Source organism: Phreatobacter sp. GW821-FHT04C01 (assembly GCF_059420385.1).
In genome coordinates, this window is the sequence record NZ_JBWKTP010000003.1 from 862,124 (window position 1) to 877,237 (window position 15,114).

Sequence of the window (15,114 nt, forward strand, 5' to 3'; positions counted from 1 at the left end):
CGATCCGAGTACCCCGATGAACGATGAACACCGTGACGACGATCTGATCCAGGTGGTGGAAGACGGGCCGCCGGCGCCGGCGCGCGACGGACACCGCTGGAAGGTGGCGATCATCGACGACGACCCGGCGGTTCATTCCGGCACGCGTTATGCGCTCTACGACTACGAGCTGGCCGGGGCCGGCCTGGAGCTGCTCTCCGCCTATTCGGCGGCCGAGGGCCGGGCGCTGCTGGCGGCCCATCCCGACATGGCGGTGGTGCTGCTCGACGTGGTGATGGAAAGCGACGGCGCCGGCCTCGAACTGGTCCAGCAGATCCGCAATGTCCTGAAGAACGACACGGTCAGGATCATCCTGCGCACCGGCCAGCCGGGCCAGGCGCCCGAGCGGCAGGTGATCGTCGACTACGACATCAACGACTACAAGGCGAAGACCGAGCTGACCGCAGACAAGCTGTTCACCGCGCTGACCGCGGCGATCCGCAGCTACCAGCAACTGATGCGGCTGGTCGAAACCCGGCGCGGGCTGGAGCTGATCGTCGACGCCGCCTCCGAGCTGTTCGACCTCAAATCCATGCGCAAGCTCGCCGAGGGCGTGCTGACCCAGATCGCCGGCCTGATCCAGGCCCATTGCGAGGGCATCCTGGTGCTGCGCGAGGACCAGCGCGACGGTTATGCCATTCTTGCCGGCTCCGGCGTCTATGCCGGCGTCGTCGATGCCGGCGAGAGCGGCCTCGACAGGGCGATGGCCGATCTGGTCGGCTCGGCCTTCGAGCAACGCTGCCACACCTTCCAGGGCGAGCAGACGGTGCTCTACATCAAGACGGCCAGCGGCCGCGAGGTGGTGGTCGCCCTGCAGTCGGACCGGCCTCTGTCGGAAACCGACCGCACCCTGGTCGCGGTGTTCTGCGGCCGGCTGTCGACCGCCTTCGACAATGTCATTCTCTACGAGCAGTTGCAGGCGGCCAACGAGACGCTGGAACAGCGGGTGACCGAACGCACCCGCCAGTTGACCCTCGCCAATGAGCGGCTGACCGCCCAGGGCAACCGGCTGAAGCGCACCAACGACCACAAGGCCGAGGTGCTGGGTACGGTGGCGCACGACCTGAAGAACCCGCTCGGCGTCATTCTCGGCCGATCCGAGATGATGCGCGAGCTGCTCGAGCTCAGCCCCCCCAATATCGAGCGGGCCAAGGCGCAGATCGAACAGGTGCGCTCGTCCGTCGCCCGCATGACCACCATGGTCGATGCGCTGATCAACGACGCCATGCTCGATGCCGAGGATATCGTGCTGAGGCTGGCCGATATCGACACGGTCACGGTGATCTCGGCCGTCATCAATGCCAACCGGCCGCTGGCCGAGCGCAAGCAGCAGAGCCTGGTCTATGACGGCCCGCGGACGCTGGCCGGCCGTGCCGATCCCGACCGGATCCGCGAGGCGATCGACAATCTCGTCTCCAATGCCATCAAATATTCGCCGCCGGGCGGCCGCATCGCGGTGGCCCTGTCCACCGGCGAGGCCGGCCACTGCGTGGCGGTGACCGACAGCGGGCCGGGCCTGTCGCCAGAGGACCACGACCGCCTGTTCGGGCGGTTCCAGAGGCTGTCGGCCAAACCGACCGCCGGCGAAAGTTCGACTGGCCTCGGCCTGTTCATCGCCCGCCGCATCGTCGAGCTGCATGGCGGGCGCATTACCGCGGCGAGCCATGGGCCGGGGGAAGGGGCGACCTTCAGCCTGACCTTGCCGTCAGCCTCGGGTGGAGCCCCGGCATGAGCAATTCCCAGCATATCATGGTGGTCGACGACGAGGCGGCCGCCCGCGACATGGTCGGCGACTATCTGAAGATGCACGGCTTCCAGGTGACGCTGTGCGACGGCGCGGCGGCGCTCCGGCGCGCCATCGCGAGCGGCCGGCCGGACCTGATCGTGCTCGATCTGAACATGCCGGAAGAGGACGGCCTGTCGATCATCCGTGATCTCAAGCGCAACACGCCGGTGCCGGTGATCATGCTCACCGCGACCGCCAGCGCCGTCGACCGCATCGTCGGGCTCGAGCTCGGCGCCGATGATTATCTCGCCAAGCCCTGCGAATTGCGCGAACTGCTCGCCCGCATCCGTTCGGTGCTGCGCCGGGCCGGCGCGCCGGCGGCCGGCAGCCGGCCGGAGATCAGGGAGCGGATCCGCTTCGGCACCAAATGGCTCGATCTCGCCGGCCATATGCTGCGCGACGACGACGGCGCCGAACACACGCTGACCGCCTCCGAGTTCAATCTGCTGAAGGCCTTCGCCGAGAACCCGCGGCGCGTGCTGTCGCGCGACCGCCTGCTGGATCTCGCCGGCGCGCGCGATCCGGAGGCTTTCGACCGGGCGATCGACGTGCGCATCACCCGCATCCGCAAGAAGATCGAGCCGGACCCGGAAGCGCCGGCCTTCATCAAGACGGTGCGCGGCGCCGGCTACATGTTCCTGCCGGACGGTGAGAAGCGCTGAGGCCAGTTCGGGGTTTTCGGGCGGTCGCGGCATCGTGCCCGGGCGCCGGGCGCGCGTTCTGAAACAAATCGGCGGCTCCTGAAACGGCGCCTGGCGGGCTGCGACACCGTCAGGCAAGCCTTGAAACAATCTGTTTCGGTCTGAAATGCGCGGGGCGAATCAAAGACACTGCGGCGAAAACACGGCCGCCTAGAACCACATGCAACGCGATGACGCGGCTGGCCACGAAGGAATGAACCTTCTCGAGCGCCACTGCGACCCATCGTGGAGGCCGGCCCGAAGCGGGCGATGTGGGGAGACAGCCATGACCCGGATTTCCAAGACCCGGATTTCCGAGACCCGGATCTCCAAGACCCGGATCTCCAAGACCCTGGTTCTCGGCGCCTGCGCAAGCATTGCCGTCGCTGCCGCCCTGGTGATCCCGCCGGCCAGCCGCGCGGCCGTCTCTCCGACGCCCGGCCTGACCCATGTCTTTTCCGCGGCTGAACTCGATCAGGCCCACCGTGCCTTCGACGGCTTCAGGAACCAGGTCGACGGCGTATCGCGCCCGGCTGCCCCCCAGGGCCGGCCGGCCCTGATCCAGGGCGAGCGCTCGGCCGCCGCCCGCGGCGCCTGCGCCCAATATACCTGGCCCCACATTCCCCGGACCTGCCAGACCGCGGCCAATGGCCAGGAGCTGCGCCAGATCCGCACGGTGACGGTCGATACCCCCGCCGCCACCCGCTGATACCGATCGCATCGCATCCCCGAACAGTCTTGACGCCACACCGCGCACCCAGGAGATCTCCGATGCGCCGCCTCGCCTTTGCAGCAACCCTTGCCCTTGCCGGCTTCGCCGGCACCGGCGCCCAGGCCATGTCCAATTTCATGGTCGATCCCGACACCCGCCAGCCGATGATGGCCGCGCCGATGATGCAGCAGGCGCGCTCCCAGGCCCAGGCCATCCCGCGCGAGGTCGTCACCTTCACGGCGCCCTATGCGCCGGGCACGGTGGTGGTCGATACCGAGGCGCGTCGGCTCTATTACGTTCTGCCGGGCCGCCAGGCGATCAGCTACGGCATCGGCGTCGGCCGGCCGGGTTTCGAATGGGGCGGCAGCCAGACCATCACCCGCAAGCAGGAATGGCCGGACTGGCGTCCGCCGGTGCAAATGCTGCAGCGCCGCCCGGACCTGCCGCGCTTCATGGCCGGCGGCCCGCAGAACCCGCTCGGCGCACGGGCCATGTATCTGGGCTCCTCGCTCTACCGCATCCACGGCTCCAACGAGCCGAACACGATCGGCCAGGCGGTATCGTCAGGCTGCATTCGCATGCTCAACGACGACGTCGTCGACCTCTACAACCGTGTCCAGGTCGGCACCCGCGTGGTCGTCCTGCGCTGATTTCTCCCCTCGTGCATGCCCCGCATGACCTCCGACTGCCCCGGTGGCTTTTCAGCACCGGGGCATTTTTTTGGGGATCGCATCGGGAGATTCGGTGTCTTGCCGTGGCCAGGCACCGATGCCACATGCCTGTGCCCCGCGTCGATCCGCGCCGTTTCGCGCGCAGCCCTCCTCGCCCGGGCGAAGGCCGGTCCATGCAGGCAACCGCTTTCCGGCCCTGGCAAAGGTCCGCAAGGCGGGATCGGACCGCTTTTCGCCCCGGTTCCGGCCTTCGCGAAGGTGCGTCATCAACACCCTGATCTTTCGATGCGATTCTCCGCGCGGGGAGGGTGGACAGGACCGAAACGAGCCCCTATAACCCCGCTCGCTCGCGGTGCGACTGTCATCGAACGGTCGCGTTGCGTGGGTTGCCCGGGTAGCTCAGTTGGTAGAGCATGCGACTGAAAATCGCAGTGTCGGTGGTTCGATTCCGCCCCCGGGCACCATTCGTTTTCTGAATTCCTGAAATCGTTGTTCTTTGCGGCTTCGATGCCGCGCCTTTCGCAGGGGCGGCGGCTTTTGTTGTTCCTGTATTTGTTCAAGCGCGATGCGGCGTCCATGGCGCGGGCATTTCAGCCTGTGCTTTGACATAGGTCGCCGGCCCACGAGGCCTCTCTTTCCGGTCAATCAGCGCATCGTGCCGCGCGCCGGCCGTAGCTTCCCCGCGCCCCGTCCCGCATCGGCCTCGGCAACTCATGGCCGGCCCCGGCACAGTGCCGGGATCTTGATCGGCTGACCGCCATCCGGCCTCATGCTATGAGCCCCACATTGCATGCAAGGATTGGCCGCCGCGCCCGTCGTGCCACGGGTCGACGACGCCGAACGCCAGTCCAGGAATCGCAGAATTTGCAGGGCCCCTATGCAGCTTGTTGCCGCGCCGTCGTCGCAGCCCGACCTGGTCTGGTCGATCGAGCGCTATTCATTCTTCCATGGCGCCCTGCACATCATCGGTTTCGTGTTCAGCCGAAGCAGCCGCGTCACAGGCCTGAATCTGAACCTCGGGGACGGCCGGGTGGTCCCCATCCAGGTCTTCGGGCTGCCGAGCCCAGACCTGACCCGCCTGCATGGCCGCGCGGCCGCGTCGTGCCGATTTGATCAAATCGTCCAGGTCGGCGAGCAATCCCATGCCGTTCTGACCGCGACCTTGACGGTGGCGCTGGCCGACGGCCGAACCGCGACCTTGCCCCTGGCCAATTCGGATCCCAGCGATCCCTCGGGAGGGATCATGGAACGCTTCTTCGCGCAGCTCGCGCAGCGGCCGGCGGGACATCTTCTCGAAGTCGGCTCGCGCGCCAGGACCGGCATGACCTATACATCCAGGCTGCCGCCGGGATGGCGCTATACCGGCTTCGACATCATGGACGGGCCGAACGTGGATGTCGTCGGGGACGCCCATCACGCCAGCCAGTTCCTGCCGTGGAACACATATGACGCGGTCATGTCCTTCGTCGTTTTCGAGCATCTTCTGATGCCCTGGAAGGCGGTGATCGAAATGAACCGCTTGCTGCGGATCGGCGCCATCGGCCTGATCCTGGCCCCCCAGACATGGCCCCTGCACGAAGAGCCCTGCGACTATTTCCGCTTCTCAAAGCATGCCTGGAAAGCCTTGTTCAACCGCGCGACGGGCTTCGAGATCGTGGAAGCCGTCCACGGCGCAACGGCCTATGTGGTGGCACGCAGCCTCACCCCGGGCAGCAATTTCGAAGAGGTGCACACCACGGCGCTGATGGCGAGTGTCATCTTTCGCAAGGTTGCCGAAACAACCCTCGATTGGCCCGTGAATAGCGCCGACATCGCAGACGACGTCTATCCGTTCTGACGGCGCGTCACGGCCGTCGCCGCGCCAATATCGCCAGCGACGGCCCCGCCGCGTGCTGCGGGTCCTCGAAACTGATGCTGATATCGTCAAAGCCCAGGATGCCGAGAGCCTTGAGCAAATCGGCGCGATCCATCCAGCGCGGCTCGCCGTTGGGGCCGCCACAGAATTTCGGATCGCTCGCATCGCCATAGGGGCGAACGTGGAGCTTGATACGCTCACCGCGCCAGTTCAGCTCTTCGGTTGCGGAAATAGGAGCCCGGCGAGGGTCGCCCGGCGGCATCGCGGCCTCGTTGGCGACGTGGGTCCAGAGGAACAGCCTGTCGGTTTTCTCAGCCAGCTTCTCGAGCAGCTGCAACGGCTCCTTGGCGTGATAGAGGACGCCGCTTGCCACGATGAGCGGCCAATGTCTCGGGTCGTCCTCCAGGAAGCGGGTAAAGTCGCCCAGCTGAAACGATGCGTCGCGAAGCTGGCGAAGCTCCTTCACCACGAGGCAGCGCAGAAATGCGAGCTGGTTGGCTTCGATCGCGAGCACCGATTTCGCGCCCGCGGCCAGCAGCATCGCCGTGTGGCTCGCTTCGAGCGGCCCGAGCTCGAGGACGTCGAGGCCCTGCAGTCCACCGATCGACGACACCAGCCATGCGATGCGCGCGTCGTCGTAGAGTTTGGTCTCTCCCGCATGCACTTCACAGGCGGGAGGGAAGGCCCCGACCCACGAGCCGGTGAAAATATCAACGGCGTTTTGGGCACAGGGCGCGTTCACCACGTATTTCGCATCGATCATCGCCTGTTGCTGGGCCGGCGCAGCGGCCGGCGCGGCGGGGCTGTTCACGCCGCCCTCGGCCGCCTCCAGGATCGCCTGGCGCGCCAACGTCGCCCGGTCCGGCGTTTCGGCGCGGGCCGAGCGCGACAGGACCACCATGAATTCACAGCCGATGCTCCCATGGAAGAACGACTCGCCCATGGTGACCAGTCCAAGTGATCGCAGATCGCTCAGGATGAGACGGAAGCTCGACGGCGTGAAAACCCAGGCATGACAATCGACATAGTCGCCCGGGTCCTGCACCGCCAGCGCATAGCCCTCTGCGGGGGTTCCCGCGAACGCGAAGGTCCCGCCCTCGGCCTCCGCCCATACCTGCACGCCGTTGCGCTTGGCGTTCAACGCATAGTGGTCATAGAGCGCGCCGGCATCGTGGCGCTGCTGGCCCGCGAGAAACGCGCGCAGCATATGACCGGCTGTGCTGACCGGCCGCAAATAGTCGAAACAGAAGCGCCGGTCCGGGACCAGCAGGATGAGCTTCCCGGTCTCCTTGAGCGCCCGCTCGCAACGCTGGAGGAAATGGATCGGATCGGGCAGGTGCTCGAAGACATGGCTCGCCAGGATATAGTCGAAGCCCTCGCCATCGTCCGATAGCTCGCCGAATTCCGAACCGTCGTCGATGGCGTCGACCGGCTCGATGCGACTGACATCGACCCCATGGGGACGATACTTGGTTCGCAGCTGTTCCTGGTCTGCATGGTCGATCACCAGGACGCGATAGCCCTCGGCTTTTGGCAGGATCGGCGCATAGGAGGCGCCGAGTTCGATTCCTCGCTCGGATTTTGCAATCGTCTCGCGAATGAACTGCCGAAAATCCATGGTGCCTGCCTGATTTGTCGTGTTAAAGGAGCGCTTCGCCCCTCGGGGCGGCGTTCTTGATGGATACGCTAATTGCTAAGAATTGTTGAAACAACAGCAGAAAATTTCTCATGCGTAATATTGTAAGGCGACTTGGTCATTTTGCCGGAGAGCTTGCGTTTCATTCAGTTTGTGCTGGATTGAAGGCTAAGCAATTTCCGTCTGTACTGCGCGAGAGGCGTCCAAAATTCTTGTCCGACGAGACGGCCGCCGCGCCGATCGGGCCGGTTTACGCGATCGTTGTAAAATATTCAAAATTCAATCTCGGCGAGGATTTCCTGGATCTGCTGACGTCGCTGCGGGATTCGGGCGTCAACGCGATTGTCGTCTGCAATGGGCGAATGAGCGATGCATCACACGCGCTGCTGACACAATATGCCCACCGTATCCTGGTCCGGGACAATGTCGGCCGCGATATGGGGGCCTATCGCGCCGCGACGCTGTATCTTCACGATCAGGGCCTGCGACCTGGGCGGCTTCTGTATTTCAATGATAGCGTTCTATACTTGAAGGGAAAGCCGCTCGACGGGCTGGTCGGCCGGTTGAGCGGCAGCAAGTACGATGTTGTCGGGGTCTTCGAGAATCATCAGCACGATCATCATGTCGGATCGTATGTATTTTCCGTCTCGGGAAATGTATTCGTTGATCCGCAGTTTCAATTGTTCTGGCGAAAATATCGCCCCTATGATCTCAGGCCGCATGCGATCCATCGCGGCGAAATCGCATTGTCCCGGCTGCTGAAGCGCAGCGGTTATGGCATCGACGTGGTCTATTCCGCCGAGCGGCTCGCTGATCGCCTCTTCGCAATGACGCTGGTCGAGCTGACTTCGCTCGTGCGCTTCATGCGTCCGGTCTACCGCATGCAGCCGCTGAAAGACCTTATGGCACGCTCGCTGGCAGCGCGAAGCTTGACCGGTGCGATTGCTGATCGGGAGGCGAAAAACGCTGTCGTCCTGCCCACGACGCCGACGATCGGCCGATACGCAGCTCATCATTCCTCCTTGCGCAATGCAACAAAGGCTAGGGAAACGGCGGGTGAGGTCACCGAGACGCTCGCGCGTCACGCCTTGATCGATAGCCTGATGATGGAGGTTACCCAGGGCAGCCAGATCCATTTCGGGTTCGGCCTATACCACCGGCTTCTCGACAGCCCGATCATCAAGAAGGACCTGTTGGCGCGCTCTATCTATCTTGAGCACGATTGCGTCATGATCCTGGACCGGCTCCCGGAAGAGACGCGGGCCACCATCATGCGCGAAATCGTGAGCCGCGGGCGCCCGCTCGCTGTCAGGGGCGTTCGGCGTTTTCTGCTTCAGTACGGACTGATCTGACGGGACCGGGCGTAAGGGCCGCGACGGCCGCGCCAGCGATCCGGCTGCGGCAGGGCGGCGCGAAAGCGCAGGCTGTCCTGCAAGCAAGTCCCTGTTCGATGGCCGGCCATCCCTGCGCCGTGTGGCCGGGGCGGAGACATCCGCGTGTTGGGCAGCCCCCATGCGCGTCCCCCCCGGAAGCAGGTCCTTAACGCCGAATGGCTATGACGTTGCGGGCATCGCAACATCCACGGCGGTCATGGCGCAGCATTCCACCGAAACGGTTCCGGCGCGTATGCGGCCAGCATTCGTCATGGCTGCTTTGCTGCTCGTGCTGCTCCTGGTCGGGAGCATCAGGGCCGTCCGGAAGGATGTCCAGCAGGGGTTCGACGAACTGGCGCATGCATCCTATGTCGCCCAGATGCAGCGCTCCCAGGCGCTCTGGCTCGATCTCGACAGCCTGCGCATGCTGGATCCGACAACATTGCTGCCGACGGCGGAACCGAATTACCTCAACCACCCGCCTTTCTACTATCGCGTCATGGCCTGGCTCGGCCCGACGATCGAAGGCCATCCCGAGGCCTTGCTCGTTCACCGGCTGATCAATCTGGCGATCGTGGCGCTGGGTTTCGCAGCCCTGCTCCTGATTCCGCCCGTCACGCGCTGGCCGCGGCCGGATTTCGCCGCCTATGCCGTGCCATTGCTGTTCATGCCGGTGCTGGCGCCGCTGGCCGGCAGCATCAACAACGACAATTTCGCTTTCACCGGCGGTGCGCTCGCCTTGCTCGCGGCGTTCCGACTGCTGGCCGGCGGCGGCAAGGCCTGGCTCTGGCTGCTTCTGGCGGCCTTCGTCCTGGCCTCCTGGTCGAAACTCTCCGGCCTGCTGCTGGTCGGCGGCTTCGTGATCCTCACCAGCCTGTGGATGGCCTGGCGGCGACAGCTCTCGCCGGGAGCGCTGTTCCTGATCGCGCTGGCGGCGCTGGCCGCGGTGGCGCCCTACCTGGCGCTGATCCAGCTTTATGGCAGCGCCGCGCCCTATACCGCCGCGCTGCAGGCGACCCTGCTCGCCGATTCCGCGCGCGCCGGCTGGGCCAATGCGCCGCGGCTCTCGCTGCCGGCCTACGGCCTTCATTTCGCGGCCGACTTCCTGCGCTTCTGGATGCCGGCACTCAATGACCGCAACCAGTTCCAATATGCCATGCTGGTGTTGCCCTTCACCGCGCTGATCTGCGCCGGCGGGGGCGTGCTCGTCTCGCTCGGCAGGATCATCGGAAGGCGGGAGGAGGCGAGCGACGTGGTCGTGGTGGCCGGCGCGGCCGCGCTCGCGGTGACCTTCGTCCTGCACCTCCTGGTCAGCTACCAGCGTCACGTCGCGACCGGATGGCTGATGGACGCCTATCCCCGGTATTATCTGCCGCTGGCCGCGATCGTTCCGCTCGCCTGCCTGGCGCTGGCTTCAGCCTCCCCGCCGCGATGGCGCAAACCCCTTCTCGGTTTCTTCATCATCCAGCCGATCCTGTTCCAGGTTTTCGGCGCGGCGCTCTGAGGCGTGCCAATGAAAAGACCCGCCGCGGCCCGGTGGGGCCGAAGCGGGTCTGTCCGTCAGTCGCAAGGCGCGGCCAGCCGGCCTCGCCGGCGCGGCCGCCTTATTCGCAGACGCGCACGCGCCGCCGCTCCGGGCCATAGGGGCCGTCGACCCAGCGCGGCTCGATCCAGCACTCGCGCTGCGAGGCCGCCGCTGCCGCCGCGGCGCCGCCCAGGATGAGGGCCGCCGCACCCGCGCCGATCAGGGCGCCATTGCCGCCGTAATAGCCGTGTCCGCGATGGCCGCCATGCCTGAAGCCGCCATGCCGGTGTCCGCCGTGGCGAATGCCGGCGCGCGGGCCGGCATGCCGCCGCTGCATTTCGACCGGCGACGTGTCGGCCGCGGCGGCAGCGATGGGCTCGGCGCGCTGAGCCGCCTGGGCGCTCGACACCGGCCAGGCAAAGGCGACGCAGAGAGCGAAAGCCCCGGCGGCGGATCGTATAAATCTCGTGTCCATTGCAGCGCTCATGAAACGGTCTCCTGAAATGCTATGGATCAAGTAGCTCGGCATATGAGGGTGAAACATCTCATCGCCATCGAACGTCATTCTCTAGCGATGACGTAGCGAAAATCCAGCAAAAACATTCAGGCGAAAATATGTGGTTCTTGATCGGCGTGGATTCATGAGGTTCAGGCGAGATCGGGCTGTGATTGCGCCAGGGATAACCGATCATCGCCTCCCGGCATGCTTTACGTGCCGCGTCTCAAAGCCTTCGTTGCGCCCGAAACGCCTTTTGTTTGGCTGGTTTTCGCCGTGGTCGGCAAGCCGGCCGGGGCCGTACGGTTTCCGCCGGCCGCTTCGTCCCGTGGGGGGCGATATCCAGCAAGGCATGCCGGCGGCCGTCGCCGCCGGCAAAGGGGTAGCGGCGAATCGACGCGGGCCATGCGCCATGTCGTCGCCGTCGCAGCGCATGGGAGAGGGCTATGTCGCGTCAATCGGATCCAGCACCGGGCACCTGGCGTGGGGCGGGGCCCGCCCCACGCGCGCCGCGAGGCTCCCTCCGGCCCGGCCGCGGCCATGACCTAGCGCGCCTTGACGCCCGATATCGTCAGCGCCAGCCAGGGCAGGCGGGGCTGCCCGTTTCTCGATGCCTGATGCGCGAGATCGAGCACCGCCTCCTTGATCTTCGCACGCGTCGGCTCGTCGGCCTTGCCGAGCCCGGCCACGACCGGCGCAGCGATCTCGGTCATGAAGGTCCAATATTCGTCGGGTGTCCGGAAGCCCAGTTCGCCGCCGATCTCGTGCAGTGCGACGTCACGCAGGCCGGCCTTGCGAAAGGCCGTTTCCATCGCGCCGGGCGCGGCGCAGCGGAACAGACCCGGCGCGCCCGGTGGCGGTGCCGGCATGTCGACATAGCGGCCGATGCTCCCCATGACGGTGGTTGCCCAGAGGTTCTTCTCGGGTGGCCCCCAGACGGCGGCACAGACGCGGCCACCACGCTTGGCGACGCGGACACATTCGTCGAGGCCCGCCTCGACGTCAGGGAAAAACATGAAGCCGAAGCGGCAGAGCACGGCGTCGAAGCTGTCATCGGCGAAGGGCATGGCGCCGGCGTCGCATCGCCGGGTCAGGAAATTGCCGATGCCGCGGCGGCCGGCATTTTCGGCCGCGACCTCCAGCATGCGGTCCGAGAGGTCGGTGGCGGTCACCGTGCCCTTGGGAACCCGCAGGGCCGCCGTCAGGCCCGGCTCGCCGGTGCCGGCGGCGACATCCAGGACGTGATCGGTGTCCTTGAGCGCCGCGCTCCGGATCAGTTGCTCGCCGACCGGCGCCAGCCAGTTCAGGACGTGGTGGTCCCACTTCTTCCAGCCGTGCGAAAATCTGTCCCAGGTTTCGCGCTGCTGATCGCGGATCTGCTCGAGCGGTGACGGCATGGCGGTCTCCAACGGCCGGTGGCGGGAGTTTTCCGATGCTGTCACGCAGATTAGACCCAGGGGGCCGGCACGCCAAGTCGCGCCGGCGGCCGCCCCCGATCAGCCGGCGGTTGGCGGCCCCTCGGTGCGGATGGCCTTGGCGATCCCCTTCTGCCGGTCGTTTTCGGCACGCCGCCGCTCGACCTCTGCGGCCGGCATGCGCGCGACATTCATGAAATCCTGCTTCCAGTCGGCGCTCGCGCTCCAGCGCTGCGGCGACTGCACGGTGGTGCGCGCGGCGGGAGCCGCGGCGAGCAGGTCGAGCGCGAGCGCCAGCGTCTGCCGTTGGGACGCGGGGTCCTGCGGCCGGCCGGCGGAATTGCCGAGGGGGAAATCGCTGAACAGGAAGCGCGGCACGCCAACATGTTCGACGATGTCCTTGGCGCAGCCCATCACCACGGTCGCGATGCCGTTCGCCTCCAGGTGACGGGCCACCAGGCTCACCGTCTGGTGGCAGACGGGGCAATTGGGAACCAGCACGGCCGCATCCACGCCGTCGGCCCGGCAGCGCGCCAGGATCTCGGGCGCGTCGGTCTCGATGGTGGTCTTCTGGCTGCGATTGGTCGGCGCGCCGTGGAAACGCGGCGCCAGCGCCCCGATCCGGCCCTCGGCCGCGAGCCGGCGCAGCATCGGCAGCGGAAACCAGCTGTTCGGGTCGTCGGCCCTGCTATGGGTCCGGTCATAGGCAATGTGGGAAATCCTGACGTCGTGATCCTCGTCCGACCGGCCTGAATAGGCCGAATAGAATTTGGCGGCGGCATTGTAGGCGGCTCCCGGTCCCTGGTCGCCCTTGTCAGGCTGATAGGGCGCCGCGGTCGTGATGAGGGCGACCCGGCTCTCCGCCAGGTGCTTGGCCAGCGGCTGGAACGGCACGTGGTCGTAATGGGCCCAGCGATAGGGATTGCCGTAGCCGAGCGTCAGGTAATAGTCGCGGGTGCGCTGCATATAGGCGATCGGCTGATCGTCGTCGGGCGCAAATCCGAGAGCGTCGTCGGCCGGCGTCATGATGGCTCGTCTCCTCGCGGCCCGATCATGCCACCGAACCCTCAGGCCTGGCGACGGGTAAATCGGCGGGTTCGTGGTGCAGTGGGTCCGGCGCCACGCGGCTCAGGTGCCGGCCAGTTCCCGGCTCTGACGGTCGAGCTCCTCGCTGTAGCGGCGCAGCACATGCTGCTCGGTCAATTGGCCGATGACCTGCAGGGTCTGCCGGTTCGTCACCACCGCCAGGGCATCGCTCTCGGCCGCGGTGAACAGGGCGGCGGCGTCGCGCACGTTCATTTCCGGCAGCAGCACGTGGTTCTGGTAGTGCAGCAATTCGGTGATGGTCTCGGCGGCCAGGCCTTCCTGGTGGGCCTCCGGCACCAGGACGATGCCGGCATAACGGTCGGCCTGGTCGACCACGATGACCCGCTGCGTGGCGCCGAGCGGGAACTGGCGCCGGAACTGTTCGAGGCTGAGGTCGGACTTCACGGTGCGGATGTCGCGCCGCATCATCCGGCCGACCGTCAGGTCGCGGATCCAGCCGATATCGGCGGCGCTGCGGATCACCTCGCCGCGCAGGTGGAAGCGCCAGGTCGTGAAGGAATAGCCGAAGACGCGCCGCACCGTGATCGACGAGACGACCGAGGCCGCCAGCACCGCGATGGTCAAGGGCAGGCTGCCGGTGGTCTCCAGCGCCAGGAACGACATGGTCAGCGGGCCGCCGAGCACGGCAGTCGCCATGGCGCTCATGCCGATAATGCCGACCACCAGGGCCGGAATCTGCAGGCCGAAGGCAAGCATCCAGCCGATCGCCACCAGCTTGCCCAGCATGGCGCCGAGGAACAGGGCGGCGAAGAACAGGCCGCCGCGGAAGCCCGAGCCGATCGAGACGGCGGAAGCGAGCGTCTTGAGCACGATGAGCAGGACCAGGAAGCCGGCGGAATAATAGGCCTCGAAACCGACATGCAGGGCGGAATGGCCCGAGGACAGCACGGCGGGCGTGACCAGCCCGAGCACGCCGACCACCGCGCCGCCGATCGCCGGCCGGAACCAGACGGGAATGCGGCTCTGCCGGAAGGCGGCCTCGACCAGGGTGACGCCGCGCATCACGGCGATGCCGAGCAGGGCGCAGAGCACGCCCATGAGCATGACCAGCGTGTAGTCGGACCAGGACAGGCTGCCGGCGAAGCCGACCTGGAACGAGACCGGCGTCGACACCAGCCGCATGACGCCGATGGCCGAGATCGAGGCGATCGCGACCGGTGCCAGCGTCGCCACCGAATAGCTGGCGATGACCAGCTCGAAGGCATAGAAGGCGCCGGTCAGCGGCGCGTCGAAGGCGGCGGCGATGGCGCCGGCCGCGCCGCAGCCGACCAGGGTCCTGAGATCCGAGCGGCGCACCCGCAGCGAGCGGCCGAGCCTGGAGGCGATCGCCGAGCCGATCTGGGTATAACCGGCCTCCATGCCGACGGATGCGCCGAAGCCGTTCGACACCATGGTCTGGGCGACCACGGTGAGGCTGCCCTTCAGCGACATCCGGCCGCCATGCAGGGCATTGGCCTCGACCGGATCGACCACCGTGCTGCGGCCGAGCCGCGCCAGCACATAGCCGATGAGGCCCATCAGGAGGCCGCCGGCGATCGGCACGAACACCGTTCGAACCGGATCGACGAAGGGCGCGCCGCTCAGCTCGTCGCCGGGAATGGCGAACAGCACATGGTGCATTTCCCGGGCCACCGCGACCATGCCGGTGACGATCAGTCCCGACGCCATGCCGACAATGGCGGCCAGCACCGACAGCCAGATCTCGTTCTCGCGGACGATCGAGCGGACCATGCGCCACTCGGCCACCTCGCGCAGGCGGCCGAGCCTCTCCCGGATCGACAAGGACGGGATGCGAAGCGAGGCGCGGGTGAGCATGATG

Annotated in this window: 12 protein-coding genes and 1 tRNA gene; 8 read left to right on the forward strand and 5 right to left on the reverse strand. The window is 66.4% G+C overall.

Annotated elements, in window-relative coordinates; all coding sequences use genetic code 11:
* Positions 1–16 precede the first annotated feature (16 nt).
* The 6 genes from AC07WJ_RS15800 (at position 17) to AC07WJ_RS15825 (ending at position 5,725) form a co-directional block, all read left to right on the forward strand.
* On the forward strand, positions 17–1,771 hold the full coding sequence (locus AC07WJ_RS15800) for an ATP-binding response regulator (RefSeq protein ID WP_494935531.1): 1,755 nt from the start codon (positions 17–19) through the stop codon (positions 1,769–1,771).
* Positions 1,768–2,487, forward strand: coding sequence for a response regulator (locus AC07WJ_RS15805; protein ID WP_494935532.1), 720 nt, complete (start codon positions 1,768–1,770; stop codon positions 2,485–2,487). Before AC07WJ_RS15800 ends, AC07WJ_RS15805 begins: the two co-directional genes overlap by 4 nt.
* Positions 2,488–2,791: 304 nt before the next feature.
* Positions 2,792–3,214, forward strand: a complete 423-nt coding sequence (locus tag AC07WJ_RS15810; protein ID WP_494935533.1) for a hypothetical protein — start codon at positions 2,792–2,794, stop codon at positions 3,212–3,214.
* A 62-nt stretch (positions 3,215–3,276) separates the two neighbouring features.
* Entirely contained in the window at positions 3,277–3,867 is a 591-nt protein-coding gene (locus AC07WJ_RS15815) for a L,D-transpeptidase (protein WP_494935534.1), read from the forward strand.
* Between the two features lie 409 nt (positions 3,868–4,276).
* Positions 4,277–4,352 (forward strand) — tRNA-Phe (locus AC07WJ_RS15820).
* Between the two features lie 413 nt (positions 4,353–4,765).
* Positions 4,766–5,725 carry a class I SAM-dependent methyltransferase gene (locus tag AC07WJ_RS15825; protein ID WP_494935535.1) on the forward strand — a complete coding sequence of 320 codons (960 nt, stop codon included), beginning with the start codon at positions 4,766–4,768 and terminating at the stop codon, positions 5,723–5,725.
* 7 nt (positions 5,726–5,732) lie between these two features.
* Here AC07WJ_RS15825 and AC07WJ_RS15830 read toward each other — a convergent pair whose 3' ends face one another.
* Entirely contained in the window at positions 5,733–7,361 is a 1,629-nt protein-coding gene (locus AC07WJ_RS15830; protein WP_494935536.1) for a methyltransferase domain-containing protein, read from the reverse strand.
* A 110-nt stretch (positions 7,362–7,471) separates the two neighbouring features.
* Here AC07WJ_RS15830 and AC07WJ_RS15835 point away from each other — a divergent pair, with 110 nt between their 5' ends.
* Entirely contained in the window at positions 7,472–8,731 is a 1,260-nt protein-coding gene (locus tag AC07WJ_RS15835) for a rhamnan synthesis F family protein (protein ID WP_494935537.1), read from the forward strand.
* A gap of 292 nt (positions 8,732–9,023) precedes the next feature.
* Positions 9,024–10,256, forward strand: coding sequence for a hypothetical protein (locus tag AC07WJ_RS15840; protein WP_494935538.1), 1,233 nt, complete (start codon positions 9,024–9,026; stop codon positions 10,254–10,256).
* Between the two features lie 100 nt (positions 10,257–10,356).
* Here AC07WJ_RS15840 and AC07WJ_RS15845 read toward each other — a convergent pair whose 3' ends face one another.
* The 4 genes from AC07WJ_RS15845 to AC07WJ_RS15860 form a co-directional block, all read right to left on the reverse strand.
* Positions 10,357–10,764, reverse strand: a complete 408-nt coding sequence (locus tag AC07WJ_RS15845; RefSeq protein ID WP_494935539.1) for a hypothetical protein — start codon at positions 10,762–10,764, stop codon at positions 10,357–10,359.
* A 554-nt stretch (positions 10,765–11,318) separates the two neighbouring features.
* Positions 11,319–12,170: a class I SAM-dependent methyltransferase gene (locus AC07WJ_RS15850; RefSeq protein WP_494935540.1), complete on the reverse strand. Its 852-nt coding sequence runs from the start codon at positions 12,168–12,170 to the stop codon at positions 11,319–11,321.
* A gap of 99 nt (positions 12,171–12,269) precedes the next feature.
* Complete coding sequence (locus tag AC07WJ_RS15855) at positions 12,270–13,214, reverse strand: glycine/sarcosine/betaine reductase selenoprotein B family protein (protein WP_494935541.1); 945 nt, start codon at positions 13,212–13,214, stop codon at positions 12,270–12,272.
* A 102-nt stretch (positions 13,215–13,316) separates the two neighbouring features.
* The gene (locus AC07WJ_RS15860) at positions 13,317–15,110 is read right to left on the reverse strand and encodes a chloride channel protein (protein ID WP_494935542.1); all 1,794 of its coding nucleotides are present in this window, start codon (positions 15,108–15,110) and stop codon (positions 13,317–13,319) included.
* Positions 15,111–15,114 lie beyond the last annotated feature (4 nt).